This is a genomic window from Planococcus maritimus, from assembly GCF_001592825.1.
Lineage (GTDB): Bacteria > Bacillota > Bacilli > Bacillales_A > Planococcaceae > Planococcus > Planococcus maritimus_C.
On the sequence record NZ_LTZG01000011.1, the window covers coordinates 166,487 to 186,216 of the forward strand.

At 49.1% G+C, this 19,730-nt stretch carries 18 protein-coding genes; 6 read left to right on the forward strand and 12 right to left on the reverse strand.

The window, feature by feature from the left end:
* Positions 1-2: 2 nt before the first annotated feature.
* The 3 genes from AY633_RS09470 to AY633_RS09480 all read right to left on the reverse strand — a co-directional run bounded on the left by AY633_RS09470 (position 3) and on the right by AY633_RS09480 (position 4,799).
* The gene (locus AY633_RS09470; protein ID WP_068488134.1) at positions 3-656 is read right to left on the reverse strand and encodes an ABC transporter permease; all 654 of its coding nucleotides are present in this window, start codon (positions 654-656) and stop codon (positions 3-5) included.
* A gap of 343 nt (positions 657-999) precedes the next feature.
* Positions 1,000-4,146 carry a bifunctional cytochrome P450/NADPH--P450 reductase gene (locus AY633_RS09475; RefSeq protein ID WP_068488135.1) on the reverse strand — a complete coding sequence of 1,049 codons (3,147 nt, stop codon included), beginning with the start codon at positions 4,144-4,146 and terminating at the stop codon, positions 1,000-1,002.
* A gap of 77 nt (positions 4,147-4,223) precedes the next feature.
* The gene (locus AY633_RS09480; RefSeq protein ID WP_068488136.1) at positions 4,224-4,799 is read right to left on the reverse strand and encodes a TetR/AcrR family transcriptional regulator; all 576 of its coding nucleotides are present in this window, start codon (positions 4,797-4,799) and stop codon (positions 4,224-4,226) included.
* A gap of 208 nt (positions 4,800-5,007) precedes the next feature.
* Here AY633_RS09480 and AY633_RS09485 point away from each other — a divergent pair, with 208 nt between their 5' ends.
* The gene (locus AY633_RS09485; protein ID WP_068488137.1) at positions 5,008-5,703 is read left to right on the forward strand and encodes an AIM24 family protein; all 696 of its coding nucleotides are present in this window, start codon (positions 5,008-5,010) and stop codon (positions 5,701-5,703) included.
* Positions 5,704-5,766: 63 nt separating this feature from the next.
* On the opposite strand, the gene AY633_RS09490 is transcribed toward AY633_RS09485, so the two are convergent.
* The 5 genes from AY633_RS09490 to AY633_RS09510 form a co-directional block, all read right to left on the reverse strand.
* Positions 5,767-6,246: a hypothetical protein gene (locus AY633_RS09490; protein WP_068488138.1), complete on the reverse strand. Its 480-nt coding sequence runs from the start codon at positions 6,244-6,246 to the stop codon at positions 5,767-5,769.
* Positions 6,247-6,370: 124 nt separating this feature from the next.
* Complete coding sequence (locus tag AY633_RS09495; RefSeq protein WP_068488139.1) at positions 6,371-7,357, reverse strand: aldo/keto reductase; 987 nt, start codon at positions 7,355-7,357, stop codon at positions 6,371-6,373.
* A gap of 118 nt (positions 7,358-7,475) precedes the next feature.
* Complete coding sequence (locus tag AY633_RS09500; RefSeq protein ID WP_068488140.1) at positions 7,476-7,997, reverse strand: VOC family protein; 522 nt, start codon at positions 7,995-7,997, stop codon at positions 7,476-7,478.
* A gap of 49 nt (positions 7,998-8,046) precedes the next feature.
* Positions 8,047-9,018, reverse strand: a complete 972-nt coding sequence (locus AY633_RS09505; RefSeq protein ID WP_068488141.1) for a Gfo/Idh/MocA family protein — start codon at positions 9,016-9,018, stop codon at positions 8,047-8,049.
* Positions 9,015-9,989, reverse strand: coding sequence for a sugar-binding transcriptional regulator (locus tag AY633_RS09510; protein ID WP_260804552.1), 975 nt, complete (start codon positions 9,987-9,989; stop codon positions 9,015-9,017). Before AY633_RS09510 ends, AY633_RS09505 begins: the two co-directional genes overlap by 4 nt.
* 179 nt (positions 9,990-10,168) lie before the next feature.
* Between AY633_RS09510 and arr the strand changes: the two genes are divergently transcribed.
* Positions 10,169-10,585 carry an NAD(+)--rifampin ADP-ribosyltransferase gene (arr, locus tag AY633_RS09515; RefSeq protein ID WP_068488142.1) on the forward strand — a complete coding sequence of 139 codons (417 nt, stop codon included), beginning with the start codon at positions 10,169-10,171 and terminating at the stop codon, positions 10,583-10,585.
* 91 nt (positions 10,586-10,676) lie between these two features.
* On the opposite strand, the gene AY633_RS09520 is transcribed toward arr, so the two are convergent.
* Both AY633_RS09520 and AY633_RS09525 read right to left on the reverse strand, forming a co-directional pair.
* A complete protein-coding gene (locus AY633_RS09520) occupies positions 10,677-11,666 on the reverse strand; it encodes a bile acid:sodium symporter family protein (protein WP_068488143.1) in 990 nt (329 codons plus the stop codon).
* Positions 11,663-13,066 carry an FAD-binding oxidoreductase gene (locus tag AY633_RS09525; RefSeq protein ID WP_068488144.1) on the reverse strand — a complete coding sequence of 468 codons (1,404 nt, stop codon included), beginning with the start codon at positions 13,064-13,066 and terminating at the stop codon, positions 11,663-11,665. The genes AY633_RS09520 and AY633_RS09525 overlap by 4 nt, the downstream gene beginning before the upstream one ends.
* A gap of 566 nt (positions 13,067-13,632) precedes the next feature.
* On the opposite strand from AY633_RS09525, the gene AY633_RS09530 reads away from it, so the two are divergent.
* The gene (locus AY633_RS09530) at positions 13,633-14,349 is read left to right on the forward strand and encodes a FadR/GntR family transcriptional regulator (RefSeq protein ID WP_082799227.1); all 717 of its coding nucleotides are present in this window, start codon (positions 13,633-13,635) and stop codon (positions 14,347-14,349) included.
* A 142-nt stretch (positions 14,350-14,491) separates the two neighbouring features.
* Here the strand turns inward: AY633_RS09530 and AY633_RS09535 are convergent, their stop codons facing one another.
* Positions 14,492-14,938 carry an SRPBCC family protein gene (locus AY633_RS09535; RefSeq protein ID WP_068488145.1) on the reverse strand — a complete coding sequence of 149 codons (447 nt, stop codon included), beginning with the start codon at positions 14,936-14,938 and terminating at the stop codon, positions 14,492-14,494.
* 201 nt (positions 14,939-15,139) lie between these two features.
* Between AY633_RS09535 and AY633_RS09540 the strand changes: the two genes are divergently transcribed.
* Together AY633_RS09540 and AY633_RS09545 are read left to right on the forward strand one after the other, a co-directional pair.
* A complete protein-coding gene (locus AY633_RS09540; protein ID WP_068488146.1) occupies positions 15,140-15,979 on the forward strand; it encodes a DUF4097 family beta strand repeat-containing protein in 840 nt (279 codons plus the stop codon).
* Between the two features lie 67 nt (positions 15,980-16,046).
* Entirely contained in the window at positions 16,047-17,243 is a 1,197-nt protein-coding gene (locus tag AY633_RS09545) for a cytochrome P450 family protein (RefSeq protein ID WP_068488147.1), read from the forward strand.
* A gap of 89 nt (positions 17,244-17,332) precedes the next feature.
* Here AY633_RS09545 and AY633_RS09550 read toward each other — a convergent pair whose 3' ends face one another.
* Positions 17,333-18,835 (reverse strand): phytoene desaturase family protein, encoded by a 1,503-nt coding sequence (locus AY633_RS09550; protein ID WP_068488148.1) that lies wholly within the window; start codon positions 18,833-18,835, stop codon positions 17,333-17,335.
* Between the two features lie 231 nt (positions 18,836-19,066).
* Between AY633_RS09550 and AY633_RS09555 the strand changes: the two genes are divergently transcribed.
* Positions 19,067-19,660, forward strand: coding sequence for a class I SAM-dependent methyltransferase (locus AY633_RS09555; RefSeq protein ID WP_068488149.1), 594 nt, complete (start codon positions 19,067-19,069; stop codon positions 19,658-19,660).
* The last annotated feature ends 70 nt before the right edge of the window (positions 19,661-19,730 follow it).

Sequence of the window (19,730 nt, forward strand, 5' to 3'; positions counted from 1 at the left end):
AGTTACTCCGCTATTGCTTTTTTGGTAAAACGTTTTTGAATCAGCAGTAGAATCGCATCTGCAATAATCGCCAATATCGCCACCGCGATAGATCCGCTGATGATCAAATAATTGTCGTTTCTGCTGATGCCTTGTGTGATCAAGACGCCAAGTCCGCCCGCGCCGATATAAGCCGCGATGACTGCAATCCCGATATTCATGACTACCGCCGTCCGGACACCTGCCATGATGACTGGCAAAGCATTCGGGATTTCCACGCGCAACAGGCGCTGGCGGGTTTTCATGCCCATGCCGATTGCCGCGTCGCGCATTTCGGGGTTGACGTTTTTGATGCCGGTATACGTATTGCGGATAATCGGTAATTGAGAGTACAGCACAAGCGCCACAAAAGCGGGAACAAATCCAATCCCCTGATTGATCAGAGAAAAAATTGGAATCATCACCCCGAACAGCGCAATGCTCGGTATGGTCAATGTGATGGAAGCGATTTGAAGAACTGTGTCTGCAAGGTATTGGTTCGTAGTTAAATAAATGCCTAGTGGAATACCGATTAAAAGCGCAACAAAGATAGCTAATGACACGAGGATAGCGTGGTCAATCGTCAATTCCAAAATACGAGAAGAGTTTACTTCAAGAAAACGGGCCCAATTGTCCATCGAAACACCTCCCTTCTATGAACAAAAAAATGAATAGAACTGTCTATGCCGTTATGCGCCTCCGCTTCATACCATTATGTGAAACCGCTCTATTTTGCCAGTTTCATCTAACGATACGAACCGCAAAAAACGCAAACTGCTCAAAAGACAGCCTTTCACCTGCTATAAGCATAACATGTATTTTTCTAATAAAATGATTTTTCAGGTATTTTCATCATATTTGACGTCGATAGAGAGAAAAGAAAATGCGCTTTACATTGTTTTATTCGCATAAAAAAACCTGCCACATTCGAAATCACATGATTTCAAATGTGGCAGGTTTATCGTTTTCCTAGGTCAATGATCAGGAAGCCGACCAGACATCTTTGGCAAAGCGCCCGGATTGCTCCAGCTCGCGAAGCCACGCTAAGGCTTGTTCGTGCGTTGCGCTGTGCAATTGCTGATAGCTGCGGACCATAGTCTCTTCTACCGCTGGCGCCATCTTGCCGCCGTCCCCGCAAATATACAGATGGCCGCCCTGTTCCAACAGCCCAAGAATTTCCTGTGCATTTTGTTCCATCAAATGCTGAACGTAAATTTTTTCTTGCTGCTGTCTCGAGAATGCGCTGTGCAATTCGATCAAGCCAAGCTGCTCGGCTTGCTTCAATTCTTCTTCATATAGAAAATCTTCTTGTGCGTGGCGGCAGCCGAAATAAAGCTGCGCTGCACCAAGAGTCGCACCTTGTTCTTTCAAGGCATGACGCGCTTGGATAAAGCCGCGGAAAGGCGCAATGCCTGTTCCCGGACCAACCATGACGAGCGGCGTTTCTAGGTCTTCCGGCAATTGGAAGGCCGTTTGGGGAGTACGGATAAAGCAGGCAAGTTGGTCACCCGTCTCGCGCTTCGCCAAATAATTGGATGCGACACCTTCGTATTCACCAGTGCCGCTCCACGCAGCGCCTTTAACAACGCTAACCGTGATGCTCGCTTGTTCTGATGCACGCGGCGAGCTCGAAATGGAATAATAACGGGCTTTCAATGCCGGCAATAACGACAGGAAGTTTTCAAATTCCATCTCGCACGACATAAAGCGCTCGAGCAGTTCAAGCATCGTCAAACGCTTCGCGAGCACTTCGCGTTTGTACGTCTCATCCTCCACAAGTTCTTCGAGTTCCTGCTTATGCGGCGGGCACGGATTGCTTTTGGCGAGTTCGCGGAGTTGCGCGCGCGTCGCCGGTTCCTGCAGTTCTACATAGCTTGTGAGCAATTGGGCGAGTTGCACCGGCTGACCCGTCGGCAAATGATCGGACCGCCCTGAACTGCCCTCAAGCACGACATAGTTTTCGCCTTTCAAGCCGAAACGATTCAAGACGCGTTCCACCAGTTCATGCGAATTCTCCGGCAACACGCCGAGATGGTCGCCTTCTTGGTACACGGCCCCTTCAGGCAAGTCGATCTCAATATGGCGTGTGCTGCGCTCTGGTGTATTCAACAGCTCTTCATTGCTCGAGACGACTGCTGTGAAAGCCTCGTATGCACGAGCAACCGGCGTATGGCTGACGCCGCTGATGAACTCCATCGACAGGTGGTTTGTTGCTTGCGCGTTTGTTTCCAGATCGAGCCCGAATCTTTCGGCTAATGCCAGCCACAAGGCTTGCTGCCATTTTTCGAGTTCGCCGTCAAAGTCTTCGCTGGCGTCGCCCTCGCCGCGTTCGATAAGCCGTGTAGCACCATTTGCTGATAATTGTTCATCGATGATGCCCGGCACTCGCTGATAAGTCGTCGCCCAGTTGCGGTCGCCGCAGCCGAATACAGTATAGGTGACGCCTTTCAACTCACTGCCTGTTTCGAGCCATTCCATAAAGCGCACGGCATTGTCCGGTGGGTTGCCGTTGTATGAGGCTGACACGATCACAACGGCCCCTTCAGCCGGCAAGTCCCCTGCATAGTCATCCAAAGCAGCAGCTTTTGAGTCAAAGCCTTTAAAGCGTGCCGTTTCCGCCAGTTCACGCGCGACACCTTGTGCGGTTCCAAGATTGGATCCGTACAGCACGAGGAGCGGTGTGCCATGTGAATCGATTGCTTGCTGCTGTTCTTGCGCTGGTTCGGGTTCTTCCACGACAGGTGCTTGGAACATCTGCACTTTTCGTCTCGGCTTCACTTTCATCGTCAATCCCTCAGGCTTAAAGGTCAAAGTTTCTTTGACGTCTAATTGGTAATCGGTGTGGTCGATCAATTCGAAATGCTGCAGCACCATGCCGAGCACGAGCACTGCTTCATGCAGCGCAAATTGCTGGCCGATGCAGGCGCGCTGTCCATTGCCGAACGGTTTGAACGCATGATGTGGGATTTGGGTCATGTCTTCAAAACGCTCCGGACGGAACTCTTCAGCATCTTGCCCCCAAACGCTCGTGTCGCGGTGGAGTTCAGGAATAAGCAAAGTGAACGCTTCGCCTTTTTCTACTTCATATTTGCCGGCAAGCGTCGTATCTTCTTTCGCGTAGACGGAAAATGCCGGTGCGGTTGGCCACAAACGCAGTGCTTCGTTCAAGATCATGCGCACATATTTCAATTGCTTCACTTGCTTGAACGAAGGCGTTGCATCGCCAAGCACTTCGTCCACTTCTGCCTGTGCTTTTTGCAATTTGTCCGGATGCTTCAAGAGAAACTGGATCGCGAATGACAACAAGCCGCTCGTTGTTTCGTGTCCTGCGATCAAAAACGTGATGATCTGGAAGCGGATGTTTTCATCATCCAAAGATTCGCCGGTTTCCGGATCTTTCCCTTTTAGCATATGTCCTAGTAAATCGTCTTCCCCTTGGTCACCCGCTTCTTTGCGTTCTGCGATCAATTGGTCGACCAAGTTGAACATATAATCGATATCTTCCTTGAATTGCTGCTTCGAGCGCACCATCAACTTGTCCTGGATGCCGAGACGCTGTGTTTGGCTCATCGATTCATCTAACGCACGGACCATCTTCTCGATGAACGGATGGGAATCCTCGCGGTAAAAGCTATTAAAGCGATAGTTGAAACCACATAAGCCGATTGTATCGAGTGTCAAGCGTGTCATGTCATCCGGCACATCAATCTCTTCATTTGGATTGAGGCGAGCCCATTTCTGCACCAATTGCGACGCGAGGTCGATCATCTTATCATGATAGCCTTTCATCGCTTGCTGGCTGAAACTCGGCAATAAAATATTATGGGCTTTCTTCCAGTTCGGCTCTTCCGTTCCGCTCGTAAACAAACCATCGCCACCGAAAGCGCGGACTTTTTGCAGCGCCGGCCCGATCTTTTTATCGAAGCGGGTCTCATCGCAAATTTCCGCTGCCAGTTCTGCACTCGACACGAACGTGCTGGCGCGGCCTGGAAAATGGAATTGGTAGATGGGCCCAAGTTCACGAGCTTGCTTCATGAACGACTGTACCGGTTTTTCTTTGTCGATCAACGGCAGATTGCCTAGTGGGCCGTAAGATTTCGGTTGTGGAAGATTTTTCATTTGGATCATTTATTAGCACCTCTTCTGTGAAATTAAAAATCGGAATGAATATTCATTCCTAATACATGAGAAAAAAACTGGCATCATCACGAATGATGACGCACAGCGTCCCAGCAACTTTCTTCGACTCCTGCCAATAATTCTTCGGTCGCTTCAAGTTCGCCAGCCCGGACCAATTGGTAAAGCTGAAGAAAACTCCCGAAAATAAGGGCAATCAAAGCCTTGGATGGCAGCGGGCGGATGTCGTTATGCTTCTTGCCTTCTTCGAAAAACGTCTCGAAGATCATCAGCAAGTCCCCAAACTGATCGCGGCTGTTTGCGTCCAAAAAATAAGCGGATGTATGGGTTTTGATGAAATACAAAGCATGATCGTGTTCGTTCGTAAAACGGATCATCCCTTGAAATAAATGGTGAAATTGCTCACGAATGTCCGCTTCCACGGGGTAATTTTTTTCCAGTGCTTCCCGAAACAGCGTGACATAATGTTGAAACAAAGTGTTCACAAGCATTTCCTTATTGTCGAAATAGCGGTAAATCGTTCCGGCCCCGACTTTCGCATCGGTCGCGATCATCGGAATGGTCGTCGCATCGAATCCGCGTTCGGCAAACAACGTCAATGCGCTGCCAAGCACATCGTCTCGTTTAGTGGTAGGTGTCGGCATCTGAAAAATTCTCCCTTCTGTTGCGGAATGAACATTCATTCTCCGTCAGTTTACTCTTTCTTTTTTTGAAAATCAATGAATATCCTAGATGAAACCTACTTGTTTTTCGACCGCCTGCCCTCACGCAATTAAAAACTTGCCGCTTGAAATGAAACGATCTTGCCGGATGTCCGTATACTGTAGTATCCAGTTAAAGGAGGAATCGTTCATGTCGAAGTATTCCATCAAGCAATTTGTGCAACAAACCAAACAGCAAGAAAGCGCGCGCGACTTTTTCGAACTTGAAACAGAACGCTTGCTCGAAGTGAACTTAGACGGCCAAGTGTGGGCAAAGGCCGGCTCAATGATTTCCTATGAAGGCAATATTAAATTCGAACGGGAAGGCATGCTCGAGCACGGCCTTGGGAAATTCGTCAAAAAAGCGCTCAGTGGTGAAGGCGCCCAATTAATGAAAGCAAACGGCCAAGGCAAACTTTACGTGGCGGATAGTGGGAAGAAAATTACCATCCTCGACCTTGAAGGCGAAAGCATTTTCATTAACGGCAATGATTTGCTCGCTTTTCAGGACGGACTCGACTGGGACATCAAATTGATGCGCCGCGTCGCTGGCATGATGGCAGGCGGACTGTTCAATGTGCGCCTCGAAGGACAAGGCCTCGTCGCCTTCACTTCCCATTACGAGCCGCTCACTTTGCTCGTCACCCCAGATACGCCGGTATTCACCGATCCGAACGCCACTGTCGCCTGGTCAGGAAGCTTAGAACCTGATTTCATCACCGATGTCCAGCTGAAAAGCTTTTTTGGCAGAGGCAGCGGGGAATCTGTTCAGATGAAATTCTCCGGCAATGGCTTTGTCGTCGTCCAGCCTTACGAAGAAATTTACCATGCACCGCAAAGTTCATAACACCCGAATAACGACGGCCCCGCGGCGATTAGGAATATCTAATCGCCGCGGGGCCGTTTGTGTTTAGAAGCTGATATTCCATTGTTGTTTTAATTGTTCCAGCAAGTTCTCCGGCGCATCATAAAGAAAATACGTAACGCCTTCCTGGTTCACTTGAATCGTTCCATCCTTATAAAAATGAATCAAATACGTCGGGTCGTCCATGCGGTCAGCTGCAGGCATATTGTAGAGCATCATCCGGTAGCTGCCAGGCTGCTCAAGCAGCTCTTCACTCTCCTGCAATTCCGCTTCACTCGCTTGGATCAGCTCTGTTCCGTTCAAGCGATCGATCAATTCATCGGCTTTTTCCGGCCCTTCGATGAAGGTTTCTTCATAGCCTGCCGTTTGGCCAGAAGAATAGGTGCTAGAAACAAGTACGCCTTCGTATCCCCCACGATGTTCAATCTCGAGCGTTTCCGGTCCATCATCGTTGGTGCAAGCACCCAATAAAAAAATAAGGATTACAATAAATGGCACCGTTAATAAATTAGCCGAGCTTCTCATTGTTAGCCTCCAGTTCTTGTCATTAATCCCTATTATACCAAATGGTCAATTCGCAAAATCCATTCATGCACAAAAAAGGTTCCGGCTTGTAGGCCAGAACCTTGAATTACTCTCTACTTCACTTTCATTTTTTCGGCAAGACAGCTTTCGGAGAAACCAGTCCTTTGTCGACAAGTTCGTCCCAGAAGGCAGACGGGATGTCAGCTGTCATGGCCGCCAAGTCTTCCTTGATGCGGTCTGGACGTGTCGAACCGGTGACGACCGCCTTGACTGCTGGATGCGCCGTTGAAAATTGCAGCGCGGCATCTTTTAATTGCACGCCGTGGTTTTGAGCGACGTCGTTAAAGCGCGCCACCCGCTCTTTGATTTCCGGTGTGATTTCTGCGTAATCGAAATGGTCGCCGCCAAGTAAGGCACCGGAGTTGAATGCCGAACCGATGACCAGGCCGCCCTCTGTTTTCTCAGCTAGCGGCATCATACGCTCTAACGCTCGCTCATGCTGCAAAAGCGTATACTGCGTCGCAGACAAACTCAAATCAGGATGTGCGTGTTCTAATTCGAGTGCGACTTCGATTGGTGTCGTCGTATTGACGCCGAGCCCCCATGCTTTAATGACGCCTTCGTCTCTTAGGCGGTCGAGCACTTTGAAGGCGCCTGTCCGTGCTTCATCGAATTTCGTGACCCATTCATCACCAAGAAAGTCCGGCGAGATATCGTGCACATAGACCATGTCTAAGCGGTCTGTTTTCAGCCGCTTCAAGCTGTCTTCAATTGAGCGCAGCGTGCCTGATTCCGTGTAATCGGTCAGGATTTTATTCTTGCGGCCGAATTCAAATAGCCCTTCTTTGTCTTCTTCCTCATCCAGTACGATGCGCCCGACTTTCGTGCTGATTAAATAGTCGTCTCGCTCATAAGAAGACAAGATATCGCCGAGCCGCAGTTCTGCAAGTCCCGCCCCGTAAAATGGCGCCGTGTCGAAATAACGTATGCCTTCGTTCCAGGCCGATTCGATCGTCGCCATCGCTTCGTCTTCCGGTACTTCACGGAACATATTGCCAAGCGGCGCTGTCCCGAGGCCGAGTTTATGTTTGATTGTCACGCCGTTTTTCATCAGTGAACACCTCTTCTAATATGTATTGTTTTATTTGTCTACCCGCTGGACAAAGGGGTAAACGAAAGCAACCCGCTTTAGGCACTTGCTATTAAATATTTATATGCGTCTACGGGTGTCAATTTGATTGATCTGGCGTCCATCTTGTCGCCTCACTGTCTTTGGGATAATCGATTCCACTTGGATAAACGATCAACTCCACTAAACTTCCCCAAGGCGTTTTCCCGTAAACTCCACGGTTCCCTTTCCCATCTTCCACTCCTGCAAGCGGATGCGGTTCAGATAGCAAGCTTCCTCCAGCTTGCTGGATGCGCTCGGACGCTTCTTCGATATCATCTACATATAGGGCGAAGTGATGCAAGCCCATGTCTGCAATTCCAGCAGCCGGCTGGTTTGGGCTCGCTGCCAGTTCGAACAATTCGATAGATGGGCCATTGCCAAGGCGCAACAAGCGCATGTGAACGATTTTTCTACCGGAAGGCAGATCGAGTTGTTGTTCCACTTCTTCGCCTTCCATCGGCTGCTGCTCTGGCCGTTGCACATCATAACTAACCTGTGCTTCAAAGGCCTCCTTGAAAAAACGCGTGGCCTCCTCGATTGATGGCACCGTCATTCCGATATGGTCAATTCCTCTTGTCATGTTCTGTCATCCCTTCCGTTCAAATTTTTAATTACGCGCACAAGAGCTGTCATTCAAGCTCGTAACTTAAATTCCAATTTTCGCGTGTTTTATCCATCAAATGCATCACATCCACAGAAAGCGCCATGGCCCAATTAGTTTGTGGCTGAGCGATTAGTTCTGTCATTCTTTCGATTTCATATTGAAGGGCTTTTGAGCTATCGCCTGCTTCAATGGTTTCTACTTCCCCAGTAGCGGTGTACGTAATGGTGGCACGGTCTGCACGCGGAAAGTCATCCACTGTTATAAAACCGAGATCTCCAGCAACAATCCCGCGTTTCGGCATTTTCGCGCGCATCGCCAGACTGATAACCGCCAGTTCCTGCTGTTCAGTTTTCAATATAATCCCGGACTGTTCATCTACACCCGTTTCGTGCTTCTTGACTGTCGTATGTAATTCCTCTGGTTGAGAAGAAAGGAAAAACCGGGCGAAAGACAAGGCATATGTGCCAATATCCAATAGTCCGCCGCCTCCAAGATCGGGATTGAAAAACCGATTTTGCGAATCATTTTCTTTACAGCTGCCGAATGTCACATTGATGGTTTTCACTGTACCGATTGTTCCCTGTTGAATGAGTTCCTCCAACTTCTGATAAATCGGCATATAGAAGAGGGTCATGGCTTCGGCTAACACAACACCTTTGGCAGTCGCCAACCCGATGAGTTCATCTAATTGCCGCGCATTCATCGTGATCGCTTTTTCGCATAGCACGTGTTTTCCATGTTCTAAGGCGGACTTGATAAATTGGTAATGCAGCGGATGAGGCGTTGAAATGTAAACGACATCTACCCGTTCATCTTGAAGCATGTCGTCCAGTTTTTCGTAAACATTTTGCACATTTGAACGAGCCGCAAAAGCATTAGCTTTCTCTAAGTTCCTCCCCCAAACACCAAATATACTGCCATTCACTTCTTGTAATGCATCCGCGAATTCTTCAGCAATGCTTCCTGGACCGATTAATCCCCAATTGAGTGATTTCATTTACTGTCTCTCCTTTCGGTTTCTTGAACCTTCATCAATTCCTTAGCTGTCTGTTCGGTCGTCACCAATACGTCCAAAAATCCGGCTTCAAGTGCGACACGAATCGCCTCTTTTTTCCGCAAAGAATGGGCGATACCAATCGTACAGTCTGCCTGCTGCAGGTGCTGCATACTGACTGAAATTGTTCTCTTGGACAATTCCGTATGTAACACTTCTCCTGAAAACGTGTAGAAATTAGAGCAAATGTCTCCCGCAACTTCAGGTTTGGTGCCTTTTCCTTCAAAAGCTGGCCCGTAAAAGGCGCGCCAGTTGGTTCCATCGCTGATAAGCGGCGATCCTATCCCAACCACAGCAATGCTCAGTCTTTTCCATAGATCTTCAATTTCCTTGAAATGCTCACTGGCAGTTAAAGATTTCCTAATGTCAGCGTTCTCGACGATAGCCGGAACATCGATCAGCTTGGAGAAACCTTTCCATTTTCTTGCTGCATCATACACGATGCTATTTGCATGATAACGGCTTTCCATTTCCCCATCAGGCCCGCCGATCAACGGCACGCACATCACATTTCCCATTGAAGCGCTCGAATCCAATGCTTCCACCGTAGCCGCAAGAGCGGTTCCCCATGAAAATCCGACAGTATCTTCCGGCTTCACCCGTTCAGCCAAATACTTGGCACCAGCTTGGCCCAGCTCTTTCAGTTGATTCTCTTCAGAATGGCCTGGCCAATCGGGGACAATCACCACGTCTTGAAGTTGATAGGCTTCTTTCAACTTATGGGCTAATCCTGAATTCTGATAGGCATCATAATTGATGTGAATTTGGACAATGCCTTTGTCACGGATTTTCTTCAACATCCGACTGACCGTCACCCGGTTGATTTCTAGTTCCGTGGCAATTTGCCCTTGCGTTAAATTATCTTCGTAATACATGCGGGCGACTTGGTACAGCATCTTCAACTCGTCTGTCATTTGAATCTCACCACCTTTTGAACAAATGTTCAGTTGTAAGTACAAATGTACATTAATGATTTTAAATGTTCAAATGATTCTGCTTGCTACGTTTAATTTTACATTCATTCATCGAGTTTTTTCGGCTATGCCTGTCAATATCGTTTATACTCAAGAAAAACGCTGAGGAGGAAAATGTTTTGGACAACCATTCTGCTGCATTAGACCCCGGCCCCTTTTTCCACGGAACGAAAGCACAACTCGCAGTCGGAGATTTGCTGGAAGTGCACAAGCCTTCCAATTTCCAGGACAAGAAATCCAATTATATCTATTTCACCGCGACGCTTGAAGCCGCAAAATGGGGTGCTGAACTCGCTATCTCGGATTTTCCGGAGCGGATCTACGTCGTCGAGCCGACAGGCGAATTCGAAAATGATCCGAATTTGACCGACAAGCGTTTTCCTGGAAACCCGACACGTTCCTATCGTTCCAAAGAGCCTTTGAAGATCGTCGCCGAACTCGCTTCCTGGGAACGCCATAGCGACGAGCAGATCCAGCATATGTTCGACTCCTTAACGTCGCTTCGCCAACAAGGCAAAGCGATCATCATCGACTAAAACCAAAAATCGCCACAGATGAACTGGCACAGCTTGTCCTTTACGACGAACAAGCGGTGCCAGGTCTGTGGCGATTTTGCGTATGCGTTATTTAGTCAGAATCGACTACTGGCTTGATCCTTGAGGCGAGTTCCGGGTTTTCTTTATTAGGTGCTGCAGCTGGTTTTTTCGACCAGATTGTCGCCAGTATGGGTCCTGAAATATTGTGCCAGATGGCGCCCCATACACTTGGCAGCGCAGCGAGCGGACTGAAGTGGGCAGTTGCTAAAGCCACCCCCAGTCCCGAGTTCTGCATGCCGACTTCGAGTGAAATTGCACGGCGGTCTGTTTCGCTGAGGCCCATGAGCATCGCGATCACATAGCCGAGCGTCAAGCCGAAGCTATTATGCAAAAATACCGCGAGGAAGACGATAAAGCCGGAACTGATAACGTTTTGCGCATTGGCGGCAGTAACGGCCGTGACAATAATGAGAATCGCGGCCACCGAAATGAGCGGCACGACCGAAATGCTTTTCGCGACCACTTTCGGAAATAAGCGCTGGACAAGAATCCCGAGCGCAATCGGCAAGATGATCACTTGGATGATAGAAGTGAACATCGATACAGGATCGACCGGCAGCCATTGTCCTGCGAGCAATAGCAATAATAGCGGTGTCATGATCGGCGCCATCAAAGTCGACAAGGAAGTCATCGCGACCGACAAAGCCAAATTGCCTTTTGCTAAATACACCATGACGTTCGATGCCGTACCGCCTGGCACACAGCCGAGAAGTACAAGGCCTGCCGCAAGTTCAGGAGGCAAATTCAACACATATGCGATAGCAAACGCCGCCAGGGGCATGACAAGAAACTGCGCCGCTACCCCTACGAATACCGGCAGTGGGCTTTTGGCGATGATTTTAAAATCCACTGGCTTAAGTGTCAAGCCCATCCCGAACATGACGACGCCTAGCAGAATCGTAATATAGGCGCCAAATCCGATAAACACTTCAGGCAGGAAAAATGCCAGCAAGGCCGCCAGGATGACCCACACCGCAAAATACTTTCCAGCGATCGCACTCAATGATTGCAATACGTTCATTTCATCGTCTCCTTTGTCTCTATTTTTATGTTTTTGCCGGGATTCAATAGATTATGAGGATCGAGCGCTTGTTTGATTTTTTCCATGACCCCAAGCGCCGCTCCGTGTTCTTGTTGCTGATACTTTTGTTTGCCAAGACCGACGCCGTGCTCGCCTGTGCATGTGCCGCCGCGTTCGAGTGCATACTCGACGATGCGTCCGTTGAATTCCTGGGCACGCGCTACTTCATCAACGTCTTCCATATTCATCATGATCAGCGCGTGGAAATTGCCATCGCCGACATGGCCAACAATGCCGCCCGGAAGCCCGAGCGCTTGCAGGTTTTCCCGTGCATGGCCCACTGCACCTGCGAGTTCTGAAATCGGCAAGCAGACATCGGTGACCATCATCTTTTTGCCAGGGTAGCTGTGGATATAGGCATAGGCCAAAGTATGGCGCGCTTCCCATAATTGATTGCGCGCTGCGGTATCGGTCTCAAAAGCGATGTCTTCGCACGCATGCCCTTGAACGATTTCTTCCATGAACTCCACATCTTGCTGGAGTCCCGCTTCATTGCCATGGAACTCCAAGAACAAAGTCGGTTTTTCCAAGTAAGCGGTCTCATTGTAGTCATTCACTTGCCTCATCGACTGCTCATCAACAAGTTCCACGCGGGCGATCGGGATGCCTGCCTGCAAAATCGAGACGACCGCTTCGACCGCATCTGTCACGCTCGGGAAAGAAGCACGTGCTGCCGTAATGAATTCAGGAACGCCATATACTTTCAAGGTCAGTTCCGTAAAGCAGCCAAGCGTCCCTTCGGAGCCGACGAACAAGCCGTTCAAATGAAGCCCGGAAGATGATTTCGCCGCTTTATTGCCGGTATGGAGGATGGTGCCGTCCGCCATGACCACTTCCAAGTCGCGCACCTGGTCGCGCATGACACCGTATTTGACGGACGTCGTGCCGCTCGCATTGGTCGCCGCCATGCCGCCTAGTGTCGCATCCGCACCTGGGTCGACAGTAAAGAACAAACCGTGTTTTTTTAATTCCTTATTCAATTGCGTTCTCGTGACACCGGGCTGGACCGTGACAAGAAAATCCTCCGCATCCACATGCAGCACTTTATTCATTAAAGAAAAGTCAATGGTAATGCCGCCCTGTTCCGGAATGACATGGCCTTCGAGGCTGGAGCCAAGTCCGAATGGTATGATGGGAATCGCGTGTTGTTGTGACAGCTTCATGATACTCGATACTTGTTCTGCTGTTTCGGGAAATACGACGATGTCCGGCAATTGCATAGCATGGTAGGATTCATCCCTGCCGTGCAGTTCCTTGATTGTCTCATTGACACTGATTTGTTCGCTTGTTAGAAATTCCGCTAAATTGTGCAGGATCTTCTCCTGTTGAAGAATTGCCATTGCATTCCGCTCCTTTTTGGTTATTCACACGATATAAACTTAATTTCAAAATTATAATAGGGAAAAGCTTATTGAATCGTTCCAGGCGGACGCTTTCGGGCCCACAGGATGTGGGTCATGCAGCTGGCGCGACAGGACGTCGCGCAGCCAGCTGCCAGGGCACAGACTCATGTCGCTCCGTCGCTGTGCTCCGTTACTGCTCCCGCAGGAGTCACCGCCTTCCACTCTTAATAAATACTAATTATTAGATATGGAGCAAAACAGCGCAGACTCCTTGGGGAGCAGAAACGGAGAGGGCTTTCCAACTCCGTTTTGACAAAGTGCTGAACTAATCCCTGGGAAAGCTAGCTGCTTTGTGGAATATCGATTGCGATGCCTTACCAAAAGTCTTACACCAGCATGCATACACACCGATGCATCTTAACACCCCTGGAAATTGGTCCTACCAATTAAACCAATTATACATAATAATCTGAAAAGTTCAATGTGCATTTTCAGACATTTTGGATTTCTTTCGGTATGATAGAAAGAGACCCCATTAAACCAGTCAGCAGGGAGAGAGTTCTGTGTTAGTAAATCCGAAAAAACGCACCTATGAATTAGTCATCGAACAAATCCAAACATTGTGCTTGGAGAACAACATCCCCCCAGGCGGCCGGCTTCCTTCTGAGCGTGATTTGGCGAGCTTGTTCGGCGTCAGCCGCAATTCTGTCCGTGAGGCATTAAAGGGATTGGAAAGCAAAGGCTTTCTCGAAATCCGGCAAGGCGGCGGCAGCTTTCTCGCCGAGACCAAGCGCGATATACTCGGCAACGAGCTCGGCAGCCGCATCGATGCGGCAGAAATTCAATACATCGATGATATGCTCGAGCTCCGGCGGGCGTTCGAAGTCGAAGCCGCTTCTCTCGCAGCACAGCGAGCGACGCCTGAGAACTTGCTGGCGATCCGCGAAGTGCTCGGGCAAATGGCCTTGGCGGCGACTGATCCCGAACTCGGCGTCCAGGCTGATGTAGATTTCCACTTGCACGTCGCGAACGCGACCCAAAATCAATTATTGATCGACTTGATGGAAACTCTTGCAAAACGATTGGAAGAAAATATCCGGGCTACACGGCGTCATCGTTTTACCGAGGCTGAACGGCATCAGGAAACTTATCATGAACACGAAGAGATTTATTTGGCGATTGAAAGTGGCAATCGCGAGCGAGCTAGTCAATTAATGAATGAACATATCTCTCGCATCCGCTCGGAATTGCACCGCTCGATGGGACTTCCTCCCAAATAGAAAAGGCGCGGAGAAACGAATTCGTCTCTCCACGCCTTTTTATTTGCCAAGCAAGCTGCATAATCGTCCCAACGCACCTTCTTGCCACTTCGCTATCTCTTTCCCCAACCGATTGCCGCCGTTTCTTTTCCGCGAACGCCACTCAATCGCTCTCGCTAATATCCTTTAAATTCCGCAAAGTCTGCTCAACGGAGTTGTACATCAGTTTCTTGATGTAAATCGTATTCGCCAGTATTCCGAGTATGCTGCCGGGCAACTCGTAATCCATTTCAAACTGGACTTCTGTGCCACCGTCTTTGGGAATGTAGCGCCACGTTTGAGTGCCATCAAAAGCGCCGCTGAAAATGCAGCGCCAGATATAGCCATCTCCACTTGGAGCATTTTCCACGACCAATACGTGCAAAGCCAGGCTTCTCCCGAAAAAATAATATTTCAAATTCATACTGGTGCCTTTTTTGCCGATACCAATCAAGTCTTCCGCCTCGGACAATCCGGCATACCATTGATACCAGAGTTTTGGATTCGTGCCAAAGGTGTAAACTTCTCGGACCCGGCGATCGATGAAAATCGTATTGCTCACATTCCACATATCGGCATCCTCCCTTGCCATCTGCTTTCCGTTTAGCCAGCAACAGCTATTCTTTTTCCAGGTTCTTATATGTATAATATAGCACGTTTTACGCTAAATTAACTGACTTTTCTGATATTTATAGTAAAATAAATGCAACTGTCGTTCCATACATAAAACTGCCCTCCCTCATGGATATCCAATTGAAAGGAGACGCTCATCATGAAAGTTTTTTTAAGGGTATTGCTGATCATCGCCAGCTTGTTTTTATTAGGGATAGGCATTGTGCTATACCTTGTCTACAATTCGGGACCTGAAAGCCTGGAGGTGCTAGAAGAACGAAACTACGATGAAACCATTGATGCAATCGAAGTCCAATTGGAAAATGCACGGCTGGACATTAGGCCAAGCGAGGACGCTACCACCCACTTCGTACTTTCTGGCAACAGTGATAACTACAAGATGAATGAAGAAGTTACAGGTGGCCTATTAACGATCGAAGTGGAAGATCGCTCCCCGCTTTTCCATTTCGACTTTAATCGCTCTTTCGTGGTGGAAGTTTTCGTACCGGCTAGCGGCCTTTCCTCATTAACGGCAAATAGCGACAACGGGCGCATCGTTGTCAATGGCATCCAGACCGACGAACTGTGGCTCAGCACAAACAACGGGCGCCTTGTTTTGGATTCTGTAGACAGCGAGACAATTGAAGCAGAAACTGACAATGGCCGTATCGAAATAACAGCGACACAAGCCGATATAAACGCCCGTTCATCCAATGGCCGCCTTGTCTTCAGTGAAGTAGCTGGAGAACTGACTGCCCGCACAAATAACGGGCGCATTGAGTTGACTGCAGAGACGCTCGACTTGCCTATTGATTTCGAGACAGACAATGGGCGCATTGAAATCCAGACAGAGACAGAACCCGCAAACGCCCTCATCGAAGCACGTGTCGATAATGGCAGCATCGATATTTACGGACGTGACAACGAAGCAACTATATTCGGCGATGGCGATGTACTGATTCAACTGCTATCGAGTAACGGCAGGATTACGGTGGAATGAAAAGAATCGCGAATCGGCGAGTAAAAGCTGTCCGTCCAGGGGTATAGACTACAAAGGAGGCTTTTCAATGAACTTGCATGATCAAGACGAACAGAAATTATTCAGCCCCGAGTTCACCAAAAACCCTTACCCTGCCTACGAACGGCTGCGCGAAGAAGACCCCGTGCACCAGGTACGCTTTCCGGACGGGCAGCTCGGATGGCTCGTGACGCGCTACGCGGATGCAGAAGCCATACTGAAAGACCCGCGCTTTATCAAAGATTTTTCGAAGCTCTTTGGCGGCAGCATGGACGAGATGAGTGTATTCGCACAGAATATGCTGTTTTCTGACCCACCGGACCATAAGCGGCTTCGGGGACTCGCCCAAAAAGCCTTTACGCCGAAAATGATCGAAGGCATGAAGCCGCGCATCCAGGAAATCACCGACGAACTGCTCGATGGATTCGAAGGCCAATCGACTGTGAATTTGATCGACGAATTTGCTTTTCCGCTGCCGATCATTGTCATTTGCGAGATTTTAGGCGTGCCATCACAAGACCGCGATAAATTCCGCATTTGGTCGAACTCGCTTATCGAAGGAACGAGCGGCGAAGCGGGCGTTAGCGTCTATGAACATATGAATGAATTTATCCACTACCTCGGCGAATGGTTCGCCAAAGTTCGGAAGGAACCGGGCGACGACTTGATCAGCCGTTTGATCGAGGCAGAAGAAGCGGGCGACCGGCTGACGGAAAAAGAATTATACGGTTTGGTCTCCCTACTCATCATTGCGGGGCATGAAACGACCGTCAACCTGATCGGCAACACCGTGCTTACGCTTTTGAAGCATCCCGAACAGCAGCACGAATTATGCGTTCAGCCTGAGCTGATCGGCCCTGCCATTGAAGAGTCGCTGCGCTTGAACGGACCAGTCGAATTCAGTACGTCGAGATGGGCCGCAGAAGAAATCGAATACGGCGGGAAAACCATCCATCGCGGCGATTTGGTGATTGTGGCCTTGAACGCTGCGAATCACGATCCCGAACAATTCGACCATCCCGAACTGTTCGATATTCACCGCGAAAAAAGTGCTCATTTGGCGTTTGGCAAAGGCATCCATTTTTGTCTGGGCGCCCCGCTCGCACGTCTGGAAGGGCAGACGGCCATCGACGGGCTGTTGAAACGCTTCCCTGAAATGACACTTGCCGTTCCGGAAGATGAACTCGAATGGCGTCCGGGCATGATTGTCCGCGGCGTTCGTGAACTTCCAGTGAAACTGGTATAACCATAAACAGGCGGTGCCGAGGACTTTTGAAGGTCATCGGCACCGCTTGTCTTATGATCGTTCAATTTATGCGTATAAGCGACTTTCTTTTATTTGCTGGCGTTGTCACGTTTAATAATCTTGTCGCTTACTTGCTGGCCGCTCAATGTGACCATCGGCATGCCGCCGCCTGGATTGACGGTGCCTCCGACAAAATACAGATTGTCGTAGAGTTCGCTTTGCTTTTTGTGTTTGAATCCGCCGTTTTGATTCTTATCGGAAACTGTGCCGTAAATGGCGCCACGGTCCGAACCGTAAATACGCTCAATGTCATGCGGCGTCCAGACATCGCGCACCACGATGTTTTCACGCAACCCCTCAAGCCCCATGCGTTCGAGCTTGTCGATGACGCGGTCTTCAAATTCCCGGTATTGTTCCGGAGTGAACGGATTATCTTGGATATACGGAATATGCGGCAGGATTTTGATGTTCTCATGTCCTTCTGGTGCTTGCGTCGGGTCGGTTTTATTGACGTTAACGAGGTAGATCGTTGGGTCATCCGGCAACTCGTGGCGCTCGAACACTTTGTCCATCTGCTCTTTCAAATTGTCCGAAAAGAAGAAATTATGGTGGTTCAACTGCGGATAGGTTTTCTTGACGCCGAGATGCAAGACGAGCCCAGAACTTGCCGGTTCGTATTTCTTCTCGAGCCCCTCGACAAACTCATGCTCTGCCTTGACCATTTTCCGGTAGAACGGGATAACTTCCATATTCGATACGTAATAATCCGCTTTTTGGAAAGAGCCGTCTTCAAGTTCGACCCCTGTAATTCGGCCTTCAGCACTCGTTAAAGCACGGATGACGCCCATGCCGGTATGGATGTCGACGCCGATTTCACGGGCGAGCTTTTCCATGCCGCCTGCCAAATTGTGCATGCCGCCCGGTACGTACCAGCAGCCTTGCGCATGCTGCATGTAAATCATCATATTGAGGACAGCAGGCGCGCTGTACGGCGATGAGCCGACGTATTTGACATAATACGACAGCATATCGCGCAAATGAGGATTGCTGATGCGTTTCGAAATGGCGCTGTACATCGTCGAGGTCAAATCGAAGCCAGTCAAGGTCGCGAGGATGCCGTTTTGTGCGACCGCCTCTTTTGGCGACTCGAAACCTTCTTTCAAATAGCTGCGCTCAGTCGTCTCGTAAATTTTCTTCGCGTACTTGAGCAATGCGTAATACTCTTTCATGTCCTTTTTCGACAAAGCCGGATTTGCCCGCTCCATCAAATGAAGGTCATGGTACAAATCGATCACCGTGCTGTCCGGGAAAAACGAACGCCATTCGCGTTCCAAGCGCTGCATGGGCACATAATCCGCCATGTTCTTCCCGCTGCCTTTGAATAAGCGGTCGAAAATATGCGGCATCGTCAAAATCGACGGGCCCAGGTCAAAGCCGAAACCGTCCCGCTCCAGACGGTTCACTTTTCCGCCGATATGGTCGTTCTTTTCATACAATGCTACCTCATAGCCTTGTTGCTGCAGTGAAATCGCTGCCGACAAGCCACCCAGGCCGCCACCGATTACGATCACGGATTTTTTCGCCTTCCCCATATATGTACCGCCCCTTTTTCTTAGATATGTATCCTGATCCATACGAAAATGGTTCTATAGAGCTTTCTTCGCTCTCCCGCCATTATCCTTGTTATTCCCTTCATCATAAGCTTAAAAACACTACTTGTATAGTTTTTGTATAATCGTTTATTCCAGGAATAAGTTACACCTTAAACAGGAAAAGAGTATGGTATAGAAAGACGCCATCCAGTAAGAGAGGAGATGATCACAATGGCTGGATTTTTGCCCCATATATACGACACCGCCATGAAACCTTTGGAAAAAACCCGCTTTGAGAAGATACGCAAAAATCTCGTCCAGCAAGCACAAGGGCATGTGCTCGAAGTCGGCTTCGGTACCGGTGCGAACTTCCGCTATTATCAAGGGGCCGACCGAGTCGACGCCATTGAGCCGAATCCCGACATGAGCAAACACGCCTACAAGCGCATCCGAAAATCAAAGACGCCGATCCGCACTTACGAGGCCGTCGCCGAAAAACTGCCCTTTGCCGATAGTTGCTTTGATACGGTCGTTGCGACTTTGGTATTCTGCACGATACCAGACCCGGTAAAAGCACTCGAGGAAATCTATCGCGTCAGTAAACCCGGTGCCAAGATCCTGATGTTCGAGCATGTCAAAATGGACCAGCCGCTCATGGGCAAAACCCAACAATCCTTGACGCCTGTTTGGAAAAGACTATGCGACGGTTGCCACCTAGACCGCGATACACTCGATTTAGTGAACCGGTCGCCGCTCGAGATTCTCAAAGTCGACTCTTATTATGGGGGGTTGTTTTTGACCATCGAAAGCCAAAAACCTTTCTAGATTGAATGTTGGATATAGAAAAGGTTCTCTCTTTTATAGTTGAGAGCGAAATGTGGACTTCTTCAACACT